This is a genomic window from Ruegeria sp. N4 (assembly GCF_056531425.1).
Map to the genome: position 1 here is coordinate 577002 of NZ_JBQFLT010000001.1, position 13218 is coordinate 590219.

Sequence of the window (13218 nt, forward strand, 5' to 3'; positions counted from 1 at the left end):
GGTTATTTGATGAGCTATGATTATGATTTGGGCACCTATTCCTGCCCCGTCACCACATCATCGGCCGAGGCCCAGCTTTGGTTCGACCGGGGTCTGGCCTGGACCTATGGCTATAACCACGGTGAGGCTGTGGTCTGTTTCCAGAAAGCGGTTGAGCATGACCCGGCCTGCGCCATGGCCCATTGGGGCATCGCTTATGCCGCCGGTCCGAACTACAACCTGCCATGGGAATTGCAGGACGACAGGGGGCGGCAAAAGGCCCTTGGAATAGCCTATGACGCCGCGCAGAAGGCGCTGGCGCTGACGGACACATGTACCGATGTCGAAAAGGCGCTGATCAACGCCCTGCCTGCGCGCTATCCGCAACGGGACCCGGTCGAGGATATGCATCGATGGGATTTCGACTTTGCCGATGCCATGCGCGCAGCCTTCGCTGCCCAGCCCGGACATCTGGACCTGCGCACAATCTATGTCGAATCCCTGCTGAACCTGACCCCTTGGAAAATGTGGGACCTGAGCACCGGGAAACCCGCCGACGGGGCCGCCACGCTTGAGGCGCAAGAGGTGCTGGAATGGGCGATGGAGAATGACCCCGCCGCCATGTCTCATCCCGGCCTGCTGCACCTTTATGTTCACCTGATGGAAATGTCGCCGACCCCAGAAAAAGCGCTGAAAGCAGGCGACGTGCTACGTACCCTCGTCCCCGATGCCGGGCATCTTGTGCATATGCCGACCCATATCGATGTGCTTTGCGGCCACTATCAGAACGTGGTGCACTGGAACGAAAAGGCCTCGGTCGCTGATCTGAAGTATTATGAGCGCGAGGGCGCGTTCAACATCTATACCGGCTATCGCCAGCACAACTATCACTTCACCATCTATGGCGCGCTGTTTCTGGGCCAGATGGAGCCCGCACTGCGCGCCAATCAGGGGCTTTGGGACACCACGCCCGAAGAAATGCTGCGCGTTGAAAGCCCGCCCATGGCGGATTTCTTCGAAAGCTACATGTCGATGGGCCCTCATATCCTGATCCGCTTTGGCCGCTGGGACGAGGCCAAGGCACTGGACCTGCCCGAAGACCCCGACCTGTTCCGCACGCTGACGGCAACCACCCATTACGCCCGCGCGATTGCCCATGCCGCAACCGGCGATGTGGCGCAGGCCGAGGCCGAGGAACAGCTGTTCCTCAGCGCCAAAGCCTGCGTGCCCGAGGCGCGGCGGCTGCACAACAACCGCGTCATCGATCTGCTGGAGGTCGCAACCGAGATGCTGCGCGGCGAGATTGAGTACCGCAAAGGCAATTTCGAGATCGCCTTCGCCCATCTGCGCCGCTCGGTCGAGTTGGACGACACCCTGCCCTACGATGAGCCGTGGGGCTGGATGCAGCCCACGCGCCACGCCCTTGGGGCCTTGCTGTTCGAACAGGGCCATGTAGCCGAGGCCGAAGCGGTTTATCGCGAGGATTTGGGTCTGGGCGGCGACCTCAGCCGCGCCTCGATCCACCCGGACAATGTCTGGAGCCTGAAGGGCCTGCATGACTGCCTGAAAGCACGTGGCGAGACGGTTGAGATCAAACAGATCAAACAACGGCTTGACCTTGCGCTGGCGCGGGCCGACGGTGCCGTCGGCGCATCCTGTTTCTGCGCCCAAGCCGCGATGAGAGCTGCCGAATGAAATCACTGAAATTTGCGCTGGCCGTCCTGATTTGTGGGCCGGTTTGGGCGGACCGCCAAAGCTTCACCCCCGTGGATCAGGCGGGTAATGACCCGTCACTTGTGGCGTTTCGAGAGGACCTGCTGGCCAAGGTCGCCGCCCGCGACACCGAGGCTGTGATCGCCGCCGCCTGTCCGGACATCTATATCAGCCACGGCACCGAAAGTGGCCCCGAGGCGTTTCGGCAAAGCCTGACCGTATCCCCCGAAACACTGGCCGAGGATTCCCGTGACCAAGCCGACGCGCTGCGCGAAGCCTATTGGGCGGCGCTGGAAGACACCTTGTCCCAACCCGGCTATTTCGACGATCAGGGCGAGTTCTGGATGCCGCATCAATGGCAGATCTCTCTGCCTGCATCGCTGGATCCGTTTCTGGCCTATTTCGTGACCGGAGAACGGGTTACCCTGCGCCGGTCCGCGGCGCGCAGCGGCGGCATTCTGGATTTCGTTAGCCACGAGGTCGTTCTGGTGCCCGAATATCAGGACGGGGCCGAGTACCAACTGGTCCGCCTGACCGACGGAACTTTGGGCTATATGCACAGCGATTTTCTGTGGTCCATGGTGGGCTACCGCGCCGCGTTTGTGAAATCGGACGCGGGCGACTGGCAGCTTTGCACCTTTGTGACCGGGGACTAGGCTTTGGCCTTTTTCTTCTCGGCCACAACCTTTTCGGCCAGATCGCGGGCAATGGCAAAAGCGCCCTTGATCTTGTCGCTGTCCTTCTTCCAGTCGCGGCGCACGACGATCTTGTTGTCCTTGACCTTGGCAAGGCCGCGCTGATTCTGGATGAACTCGACCAGCCCCTGAGGCGAGGCAAACTTGTCATTGTGAAACTGGATCGTCGCGCCCTTCGGCCCGCCATCCAGCTTGGCAATCCCCGCCCGTTTGCACATCGCCTTGATGCGCACCACCAGCATCAGGGTATTGACCTCTTTGGGCAAAGCGCCGAAGCGGTCGATCAGTTCGGCGGCAAAGCCTTCCAACTCGACCTTGGTCGAGAGCGACGACAGACGTCGATAGAGGCCAAGACGCACGTCCAGATCGGGCACGTACTCCTCGGGGATCAGAACCGGGACGCCCAGATTGATCTGCGGGGCCCACTGGTCGTCGGCATCCGACAGCCCCTCCATCTCACCGGCCTTGATCTTGGCAATCGCCTCTTCCAACATCGATTGGTAGAGTTCATAGCCCACGTCGCGCATCTGACCGGATTGTTCCTCGCCCAGCAGGTTGCCCGCGCCGCGAATGTCGAGGTCTTGGCTGGCCAGCGTGAACCCTGCCCCCAGCGTGTCCAGCGAGCCCAAGACCCGCAGCCGTTTTTCGGCCGTCGCGGTCAGTTTCTGGCGCGGCTTGGTGGTCAGGTAAGCATAGGCGCGGGTTTTTGAGCGCCCGACCCGCCCCCGGATCTGATAGAGCTGCGCCAGACCGAACATATCTGCCCGGTGCACAACCATTGTGTTCGCAGTCGGAATATCCAGCCCGCTTTCGACAATCGTCGTCGCCAGCAGCACGTCGTATTTGCCGTCATAATACGCGTTCATCCGGTCGTCGAGTTCACCTGCCGCCATCTGACCATGCGCGACGACATAAGTCAGTTCGGGCAGCTGGTCTTTGAGGAACTCTTCGATTTCGGGCAGGTCCGAGATGCGGGGAACGACGTAAAAGCTCTGCCCGCCGCGATAGTGTTCGCGCAACAGCGCCTCGCGGATGGTGACCGCGTCGAACTCGCTGACATAGGTGCGGATGGCCAGACGGTCGATAGGCGGAGTGCCGATGATCGACAGATCGCGCACGCCTGTCAGGCTCAATTGCAAGGTCCGAGGGATCGGCGTGGCGGTCAGGGTCAGCACGTGAATGTCCGAGCGCAGTTGCTTCAGTCGTTCCTTGTGGCCGACCCCGAAATGCTGCTCTTCGTCGATGATCAGCAGGCCGAGATTCTGGAACCGCACCCCCTTGGCCAGCAACGCGTGGGTGCCGATCACGATATCCACCGTGCCGCGCGCCAACCCGTCGCGGGTCTGTTGCGCCTCTTTGGCCGAGACAAAGCGCGACAATTGCCGCACCTCCAGCGGGAAGCCCCGGAACCGCTCCTTGAAGCTGGCGGCGTGCTGACGGGCCAGCAAGGTGGTCGGCGCGACCACCGCCACCTGCACGCCCGACATGGCGGCAACAAAGGCGGCGCGCATGGCGACCTCGGTCTTGCCGAACCCCACGTCGCCGCAGATCAGACGATCCATCGGCGCGCCGGAATGCATGTCCTCCATCACCTCGGAAACCGCGCGCAGCTGGTCGTCGGTTTCCTGATAGGGAAACCGCGCGCTGAACTCCTCCCACGCGTGGGGGGGCGGATCCATCACCGGAGCCTTGCGCAGGGCGCGTTCAGCCGCGATGCGGATCAGCTTGTCCGCCATCTCGCGGATGCGCTCTTTCAGCTTGGCCTTCTTGGCCTGCCAAGCGCCGCCGCCCAGACGGTCCAGCAGCCCTTCGTCATGGCCGTATTTCGACAGCAGTTCGATGTTTTCAACCGGCAGGTACAGCTTGGACTGTTCGGCATATTCCAGTAGCAGGCATTCATGAGCGGCCCCTGCGGCTGTGACCACCTCCATGCCCATGTAACGGCCAATACCGTGATCGACATGAACCACCAGATCACCGGGCGACAGCGATTGGGTCTCGGTTAGGAAGTTCTCGGCCTTACGACGTTTCTTGGGCTGGCGGATCAGGCGGTCGCCCAGCACGTCCTGCTCGGCAATCACCGTCAGATCCGGGGTTTCGAACCCGTGTTCCAGCGCCCAGACCGCCAGATGCAGCCCACGCTTGCCGACACGGGTGCCGTCGGTGACGGGGATGGCTTCGGCCAGGCCTTCATCCTCGATCAACCCGGTCAGACGTTCGCGCGCGCCCTCGGAATACGAGGCGATCAGGACCGGACCCTTGGACAGCTTGTCGGTGATGTGACCCGCCAGCGCGTCGAACAGACTAATGCTTTCCTGCTGCCGCTCGGGTGCAAAGTTGCGCCCGATCCGCCCGCCCGCATCGATCACTCCGGGACCGCTGGCCTGCGGCAGCGGGCTGAACTGCATCACCCGCCGGTCACCCACGGCCTGTTCCCACGCCGCGTCATCCATATACAGCAATCCGGGCGGCGTAGGCTTGTAGACCGCATCCATGCGCGAGCGGTTTTCCAACGCCAGACGACGGGTTTCGTACTGATCCGCAATCGTATCCCAACGTGCCAGCCGTGCCGGTGTCACCTGATCATCAACCGTGATTGTCGCATCCGGCAGATAATCGAACAGCGTTTCAAGCTTTTCGTGGAAAAATGGCAGCCAGTGTTCGACGCCTTGGTGTTTTCGGCCTGCGCTAACTGCCTCATACAGCGGATCATCAGTTCCGGCAGCGCCAAATTCGATGCGATAATTCTGGCGGAAACGGGTGATTGCAGCCTCGTCCAGAATGACCTCGGAAACCGGTGCGAGTTCAACCACCTCCAGCTTCTCAGTCGTGCGTTGGGACACTGGATCAAACCGGCGCGCACCGTCCAGCACATCGCCGAACAGGTCCAGCCGGACAGGCCCGGATTCACCCGGCGGGAAAATGTCGATGATGCCACCCCGGATTGCGTAGTCGCCCGGCTCCATCACCGTGGGGCTTTGGGTGAACCCCATGCGCACCAGAAACTTGCGCAGCGCGTCCTCATCCACGCGATGGTTCACACGGGCGGTGAATGCAGCCTCGCGCAGCACATCGCGCGCCGGCACCCGCTGGGTCGCGGCGTTTAGCGTGGTCAGCAGCACGAACCGATCCGGCATCTGGTGCACCAAAGCCGCCAATGTCGCCACTCGCGCCGCGGCGATATCGGCATTGGGCGACACCCGGTCGTAAGGAAGGCAATCCCAGCCGGGGAACACAAAGACCGGCATGTCCGGGGCAAAGAAGGCCAATGCGGCGCGCATCGCCTCCATCCGTTTGTCATCCCGCGCGACGTGACAGACTGGCCCACCCGAACGCGCGATCTCGTTCAGGACAAGCTGAGCGTCAAACCCTTCCGGGGCGCCGCCGACTGTCACGTGGTTCGGAGCCTTCATCGCCTTGCCTTTCAGATTTCGCTATCCCAGAACGCCGATCGAGAGGTTCTGATACATGCCCCAGAGGGAAGTGACCAGTATCGAGATCATGCCGATGATTTGGGTATAAAGCCGACACCGAGACAAGGCTTTTGCCACCCTTTCCAGCGTCAGTTCATGTTGCCGCAAGCGACGGGCGTAGACGACATTCAGAACCGTGACGATGGTCATCGGGAACATCAGCAAAAACAGGGCCTGCGCAAACTCGACCCCGTAATAAAACCCAAGCGTTGCCAATCCGGTGAATACAAAACAGGCCAGTGCCAGAAGGACTGCGCCCGATACTTCCACCAGATACAGCAAACGGTTGGAATTGATCCGCACTATGTCCAGCAGATCAAGCTCGACCTGTCCGCCGATCCGTCGCGCCCGCACGACCAGATCGTAAGGCACACCCATCACCCAATGGCTGGCCGAGGACCACATCACCGCCAGAACGATCCAGAACCACAGATTCGAAAAGCTGCGCATGTCGATGAGTTCGAAGATCGAGGTGTACCAGTCCAAACCCAGCCCTTTATTCAAAATCCTCAGGGGGTTCTATCGCAGCGGCGCGTCCATTGGTACCCTTGAGCCCTAGGCGAATTCATGCCACCCAATGCGGCAATGTTCAAGGAGCACGCGCCATGAAACCGACCATCGCCCCCTACCCCATGACCCGCTTTCGCCGGGCCCGGCAGTCCGAGGCCATCCGGGGGCTGGTGCGTGAGAATACGCTGACCACGGATGATCTGATCTGGCCGGTTTTCGTGCGCGACGGCGAAGGTGTGGAAGAACCGGTGCCTTCGATGCCCGGCGTCATGCGCCGCTCGGTCGATCTGATTGCCAAGGCAGCGGTTGAGGCTCAGGCCCTTGGAATCCCGGCGATTTGCATCTTTCCTTACACCGATCCGGCACTGAAAACGGAAGACTGCGCCGAAGCCTGGAACCCCGATAACCTGTCGAACCGCGCAATCCGCGCGATCAAGGCGGCTGCGCCAGAGATCGCGATCATGACCGACGTGGCGCTGGACCCTTACAATATCAACGGCCATGACGGCTATGTGGTCGATGGCGAGATCGTGAATGACCGGACCGTTGAAGCCTTGGTCAAGATGACCCTTGCTCAGGCCGAGGCCGGCGCGGACATCATTGGCCCGTCGGACATGATGGATGGCCGCATCGGGGCGATGCGTTCGGCGCTGGAAGGCGCAGGGCACTATAACGTGATGATCCTCAGCTACGCCGCCAAATACGCCAGCGCCTTTTATGGTCCGTTCCGCGATGCGGTTGGAGCCTCGGGCGCGCTGACTGGTGACAAGAAAACCTATCAGATGGACCCCGCGAACTCGAACGAAGCCCTGCGCCTGATAGAACGCGACCTGACCGAGGGCGCGGACATGGTGATGATCAAACCCGGCATGCCCTACCTGGACATCTGCCGCCGGGTGAAAGACACGTTTGGCGCGCCGACCTATGCCTATCAGGTGTCGGGCGAATACGCGATGGTTCAGGCGGCGGCGCAGACCGGCTGGATCGATGGCGACAAGGTCATGCTGGAAAGCTTGCTGGCCTTCAAACGCGCCGGGTGCGACGGTATCCTGACCTATTTCGCCCCCAAGGTTGCAGAGATGCTGCAGGGCTAAAACCCCGGATTGTCGCGATATTTCGCCTATTGATACGCAGGCGCGCAAAGCTTTCCCGTGACATACACGGGCAATCGGCGTATTCTTGCACATAAGATCGGGATCACCCGACATATCAGGCACATTTACAAGAGACAGGACATATGAGCAGTTCCCAATCCCCCCGACTGAGCCGTCGTGGCTTTGCTTTTGGCATGGCTGGGCTGACCTTGACCGCCGCATGCGGCAACGGCGTTGGCAATTCGAACGCAGCCACGATTGATGCACGCGTCGCCGCAACGCTGACCGAGATGTACAGCCGCTATCCAAACACGGTTGAAATTGCCAACAAGGCCAATGGCTTGCTGGTGATGCCCCTGATCACCGAAGCCGGATTTGTTTTTGGTGGCGGCTACGGGCGCGGCGCGTTGCAGATCAACGGTGCTACGGTTGATTATTACTCGGCCGTCAAAGGCAGCGCGGGCCTTCAGATCGGCGCGCAGCAATACGCCCACGTCTTGTTCTTCATGACCGAGGACGCACTGAACGATTTCCGCCGCTCCAGCGGTTGGACCGCCGGGGCTGACATTGGCTACGTGGTCAGCGATCAGGGCGATTCATTGTCGACCGACACAACCACGCTACGCACACCGGTTCTGGCCGCTGTCTTCGGACAAGCGGGCCTCCAGATCGGTGCCACGGTCGAAGGCACCAAATACACCCGGATCATTCCGTAAGTTTCGAACACCACACCCCTCTGGCAAGCCCCGTCGCATTCCGGTGCGGCGGGGCACTTATTTTCGGTACGTCAGGGCAGGTTCCTGCCGCGTTCCTCTTTCGGTTGCTGGCCCCATCCATTAGTCTTTGCGCAAACGATAATCGAACGGGATTGAGGGGCATTTATGGGTCTTGTTTTTCGCTGGCTGGTGCGTATCGCCTCGGGTCTGATCCTGTTGGTGCTTGCCGCGATCGGGCTGGTCTATTTTCTAGCCAGCCAGTCCCTGCCCGAATACGATCAAACCCTTGAGGTTCAAGGCTTAATCGCCCCGGTTGAAATTATTCGCGACACTGCAAACGTCCCGCATATCATTGGCGAAACCGACCCGGATGTGTTCTACGGTCTGGGCTATGCCCATGCACAGGATCGCCTGTGGCAGATGACCGTCATGCGCCGCACTGCGCAGGGTCGTCTGTCCGAGGTTTTTGGCGCTCGGACGGTGCCCATCGATAAGCTGTTGCGCCGGCTCGACCTCTATGGTCTGGCCCATCGGTCGGTTGACGCGCAGGACGATTACACAAAAGCCGCGCTGCGGGCTTATGCCGCTGGCGTCAACGCCCGCCTGACACAGATCAACGAAGAGGCTTTGGGCCGTGGCGCGCCCGAGATGTTTCTGTTCAACGCCCCCGTGTCGCCCTGGCAACCGGGTGACAGCCTTGCGGTGATCAAGCTGATGGGGCTGCAATTGTCGGGCCATTTGCAGGATGAGGTTCTGCGCGCGCGCACGTCCCTGATGCTGAACGACCCCGCGCGCCTTTCTGACATTCTGCCAGACGTCCCCGGCCCCGGCATCGCCGCCCTGCCGGAATATGCCGAGCTATTCCCCGGTCTGCCCCGCTATGCCACCGGAACGGATATGCCGGACACGCCCCTGTCGCCGTTCCCCAAACGCGGGCTTGCTGGCGCGTCGAACGCGTGGGCCGCAGCACCCACACGGTCTGCCAGCGGTGGCACGCTTTTGGCCAACGACCCGCATCTGGGCTTCACCGCGCCCGGTGTGTGGTATCTGGCGCATCTGGGGCTGGCCAATGGCGGCGTGATCGGCGCGACGATCCCAGGTATTCCTGCCGTCATGAGCGGGCGCAGCGACCGGTTGGGTTGGGGCCTGACATCCTCGTATCTGGACGACCAGGATCTGCATATCGAGCAGTTGAACCCCGACAATCCCGAAGAATACCTGACCCCAGACGGCTACAAGGAATTCCGCACCCGCCCCTCGATCATCGAGATCAAGGATGAAGCCCCCATTACCCTGACCCTGCGCTGGACCGAGAATGGTCCGGTTCTGCCCGGCAGCCATTACGATCTGGAAACGATCACGCCACCCGGTCATGTGGTTTCCCTGTCCTGGACCGCGCTCAGCCCGAACGACACGTCGATGAGCGCGTCGATGGGTTTGATGAACGTGAACACCGTGCGGGAAGCTCTTGAGGTTGGAGAGAAATTTATCGCACCGTCGCAAAACCTTTCACTGGTCGATGGGGACACGATCGGCATGAAGCTGATCGGTGCCATGCCGCAACGCGAACTGCGAAACCAGAGCAGAGGCCGCATCCCGACCCCCGGCTGGATTGACGCCAACCGCTGGCAGGGTCGCCTGCCTTATGCCAACAACCCCGAATTCGTGGCCCCCATAGGCGGCCTGCTGGGCAACACCAACAACAAGGTCATCGACCGCCCCTTTCCCAACCATGTCTCATACGAATGGGGCGATACCCAGCGCGTTCACCGCTGGGAACGCCTGATGCAATCGCGAGAGGTCCACACCCGCGACAGTTTTATCGAGGCGCAGCTGGACACTGTCAGCTTCACCGCCCGGTCGCTGCTGCCGCTGATCGGGGCTGATCTGTGGTTTACCGGTGCGTCTGCCCCCGAAGGCACGCCAGTGCGCCAGCGCGAGATCGCCTTATCCCTGCTGGCCGAATGGAACGGCGAGATGAACGAGCATCTGCCCGAACCCCTGATCTATGCCGCCTGGCTACGCGCGTTGCAGATCCGCCTGATCGCGGATGAACTTGGCCCACTGGCCAGCGAGTTCAAGCATGTGGAACCCTTGTTCATCGAACGGGTTTATCGCGACATCGATGGTGCCTCGGTCTGGTGCGACGTCCGCCAAAGCGCCCCGGTGGAAACCTGCACCGACATGGCGCGGCTGGCACTGGATGACGCGCTGATCTGGATCTCCGAGAATTACGGCTCGGCCCTGGAATCGCTGCGTTGGGGCGATGCGCATCAGGCGACGCATGATCATCCGGTTCTGGGACAGGTCCCGGTCCTGCGCTATTTCGTGAACATCCGGCAATCGACCAGCGGCGGTGACAACACGCTGCTGCGCGGGCGCACCTCGGGCGAAGGGCCGGATCCGTTCCAGAATGTCCACGGCGCGGGCTATCGCGGCGTCTATGACTTCGCTGACCCCGACAGTTCGGTCTTTATCACAGCCACCGGTCAGTCAGGGCATTTCCTGTCGCGCTACTATGACGATCAGGCCCAACTGTGGCGGCGCGGAGAATACATCCCCATGTCACTCGACATCGATCTGGCGCGGGCCGCTGCTGTTGGTGTGACCACTCTGATTCCGCGATAATCCGCTCGGTCGGCGAGTCCCCGCCCTATGCTGCAAGGCACCGTGGCACCCCTGCCCGGTTTCGCCTACCATCCCCCTACCGACTATGTGGGACCAAGGGGGCGATCATGGCCAGTATTCGGGATGTCCTGAACAACCTCGCGCGCGACTACGCCATTGCCTGGAGTTCCGGTGATGCCGATGTTGTCGCCAGCTATTTTGCGCCGGACTGTCAGATGACCATCAACGGCGACACGCCGCTAGAGGGCCGCGAGGCAATAGCCGCGATGGCGCGCGATCTGTACGCGGAACTCCCCGATCTGGATCTGCGCTGCGACATGCTGCGTTGGGCCGGAACCCACGCCCTTTTTGTCTGGACGCTGGAGGGCAACCACGCGCAAACCGGCAACCCGGTCGTGACCCGCGGGTGGGAGGAATGGGAGTTAGACGCCAACCACAAGGTGCGATCCTCATCCTGGTGGTTTGACCTGGCTGAGTATCAAAGGCAGGTCGGTAGGAGCTGATTTAGCCCCGCCTGTCGCCTGCGGTTTCAATCACATAATGCCGGGCGATCCCCTGCGTAACACTGAACCAATCGGACGCGCGCGTGCGGGCCTGATGCGCGTCAAACGCCGGTTGATCGACAAACACCTCGGAAACGTTGAACCGACCCGGCTGGTCCTGATCTTCATCAACCTCGAAAGACACGCAGCCGGGTTCTGCTCGCGTCAGCGCGATATGATCTGGCAATGCCGTGCGCACATCGTTCAGCCGATCTGCAGGGAAATCCAGATACCCGTTCAGGAATATGCGTTTGTCTGGCGTGTCAGACATGATTGGACCTTTTGATCACACTATAACGAAGAGTATTGAGCCGCCTGTTTGTCGGTCCAAAGTACGGTGATTTCGAAACCATCCTCGGTCTGTTCTTCGGATCGGACCACATCCTGCCGGAACAGCCAGGCGCGTTTGTTGCCCTCGGAAAACCCAAGGGACAGAGTGACCTGATGGCGGACGCCCTGCAGTTTCGTGGCGATTTCCGCCAGCAGCGGGTCAATCCCATCCCCCGTCACGGCCGAGATCGCAAAGATCGCAGGATCCCGGTCCGCGCGGGCCAGTGTCGCCTCGCGTTCATCAAGGTCCAGCAGGTCGGTTTTGTTCCAGACCTCCAACATCGGGCGTTCATCATCGACCCCCAATGAGGTCAGAATGGCCTGCACATCCTCGGCCTGCGCCTGCGATTCCTCATGGCTGATGTCGCGCACATGCACGATCAGATCGGCGCCCAGCACCTCTTCCAGCGTGGCGCGGAAGGCAGCGACCAGTTCGGTGGGCAGGTTCGAGATAAAGCCCACCGTGTCCGACAGGATCACCTCGGGGCCATCAGGCAGAACAACGCGGCGCATGGTTGGGTCCAGCGTGGCAAACAGCATGTCCTTGGCCATGACTTCGGCCCCGGTCAAGCGGTTGAACAGCGTGGATTTGCCTGCGTTGGTGTAACCCACAAGCGCCACAATCGGATACGGCACCTTGGCCCGCGCCGCACGGTGCAGCGTGCGCGTCTTGACCACCTTCTGCAACTGACGCCGCAGACGGACCAGTTGTTCATCAATCGCGCGTCGGTCGGCCTCGATCTGCGTTTCACCCGGACCACCGACAAAGCCCAACCCGCCGCGCTGACGTTCCAGGTGGGTCCAGGCCCGCACCAGCCGCGTCCGCTGATAGCTGAGCGCTGCCATTTCGACCTGCAACACACCTTCGCGGGTGCGGGCACGGTCGCTGAAAATCTCCAGAATCAAACCGGTCCGGTCGAGGATTTTGACCTTCCACGCCTTCTCCAGGTTGCGCTGCTGGACCGGGGTCACCGGACCATCGATCAGCACCAGCTCGACCTCGGCGTCATGCAGTCGTTCGGCCAGTTCCTCGATCTTGCCGCTGCCGAACAGCAGACCCGGCTGGGCGCGTTGCAGGCGCACGATCTCGGACCCGACCACATCCAGATCGGGCAATGCGGCAGCCAGTGCCACCGCTTCTTCCAGCGCTGGTTCGGGGACACGGCGCTGTTCATCTGACTTGATTTCAGGATGCAGCACCCAGGCCCGGGTGCGCCTCCGTTCATGTTCCATCAAGAGGCGTCTTCGCCCTCATACAGGCTGATCGGCTGCGATGGCATGATCGTCGAAATCGCGTGTTTGTAGACCAGTTGCGACTGTCCGTCGCGGCGCAGCAGCACGCAGAAATTGTCGAACCAGGTGATCACACCCTGCAATTTTACACCATTGATCAGGAAAATCGTGACCGGGACCTTTGCTTTCCGTACATTGTTCAGGAACGCGTCCTGAAGATTCTGTCTGTCCGAAGCCATATTTTGTTATCTCGCCGTTGTTCTTGCTACGCGCTGCGGACCAACGCGCTCCCTCTGGCAGAGTAT

General features: G+C 61.1%; 11 protein-coding genes. 6 read left to right on the forward strand and 5 right to left on the reverse strand.

Annotated features, from left to right (window positions below; translation table 11 throughout):
- Positions 1–9: 9 nt before the first annotated feature.
- Both ACR0LW_RS02840 and ACR0LW_RS02845 read left to right on the forward strand, forming a co-directional pair.
- Complete coding sequence (locus ACR0LW_RS02840) at positions 10–1674, forward strand: tetratricopeptide repeat protein (protein ID WP_480881520.1); 1665 nt, start codon at positions 10–12, stop codon at positions 1672–1674.
- The gene (locus ACR0LW_RS02845) at positions 1671–2348 is read left to right on the forward strand and encodes an SH3 domain-containing protein (protein WP_480881521.1); all 678 of its coding nucleotides are present in this window, start codon (positions 1671–1673) and stop codon (positions 2346–2348) included. Before ACR0LW_RS02840 ends, ACR0LW_RS02845 begins: the two co-directional genes overlap by 4 nt.
- Here ACR0LW_RS02845 and mfd read toward each other — a convergent pair.
- Positions 2345–5800, reverse strand: coding sequence for a transcription-repair coupling factor (gene mfd, locus ACR0LW_RS02850; protein ID WP_480881522.1), 3456 nt, complete (start codon positions 5798–5800; stop codon positions 2345–2347). The two genes, ACR0LW_RS02845 and mfd, sit on opposite strands and share 4 nt — an antisense overlap.
- A gap of 21 nt (positions 5801–5821) precedes the next feature.
- On the reverse strand, positions 5822–6346 hold the full coding sequence (locus tag ACR0LW_RS02855) for a component of SufBCD complex (protein WP_170453021.1): 525 nt from the start codon (positions 6344–6346) through the stop codon (positions 5822–5824).
- A gap of 119 nt (positions 6347–6465) precedes the next feature.
- Here ACR0LW_RS02855 and hemB point away from each other — a divergent pair, with 119 nt between their 5' ends.
- The 4 genes from hemB to ACR0LW_RS02875 all read left to right on the forward strand — a co-directional run bounded on the left by hemB (position 6466) and on the right by ACR0LW_RS02875 (position 11311).
- Positions 6466–7464, forward strand: coding sequence for a porphobilinogen synthase (gene hemB, locus ACR0LW_RS02860; RefSeq protein WP_480780653.1), 999 nt, complete (start codon positions 6466–6468; stop codon positions 7462–7464).
- A gap of 143 nt (positions 7465–7607) precedes the next feature.
- Complete coding sequence (locus ACR0LW_RS02865; protein ID WP_170450268.1) at positions 7608–8180, forward strand: YSC84-related protein; 573 nt, start codon at positions 7608–7610, stop codon at positions 8178–8180.
- A 165-nt stretch (positions 8181–8345) separates the two neighbouring features.
- A complete protein-coding gene (locus ACR0LW_RS02870) occupies positions 8346–10808 on the forward strand; it encodes a penicillin acylase family protein (RefSeq protein WP_480881523.1) in 2463 nt (820 codons plus the stop codon).
- Positions 10809–10915: 107 nt separating this feature from the next.
- Complete coding sequence (locus tag ACR0LW_RS02875; protein WP_480881524.1) at positions 10916–11311, forward strand: nuclear transport factor 2 family protein; 396 nt, start codon at positions 10916–10918, stop codon at positions 11309–11311.
- A gap of 1 nt (position 11312) precedes the next feature.
- On the opposite strand, the gene ACR0LW_RS02880 is transcribed toward ACR0LW_RS02875, so the two are convergent.
- The 3 genes from ACR0LW_RS02880 to hfq are packed head-to-tail and all read right to left on the reverse strand — an operon-like array spanning position 11313 to position 13152.
- Complete coding sequence (locus ACR0LW_RS02880) at positions 11313–11621, reverse strand: putative quinol monooxygenase (protein ID WP_170621885.1); 309 nt, start codon at positions 11619–11621, stop codon at positions 11313–11315.
- Between the two features lie 20 nt (positions 11622–11641).
- A complete protein-coding gene (gene hflX / locus ACR0LW_RS02885; protein ID WP_170621886.1) occupies positions 11642–12913 on the reverse strand; it encodes a GTPase HflX in 1272 nt (423 codons plus the stop codon).
- A complete protein-coding gene (gene hfq / locus ACR0LW_RS02890; protein WP_010440340.1) occupies positions 12913–13152 on the reverse strand; it encodes an RNA chaperone Hfq in 240 nt (79 codons plus the stop codon). Before hfq ends, hflX begins: the two co-directional genes overlap by 1 nt.
- Between the last annotated feature and the right edge of the window lie 66 nt (positions 13153–13218).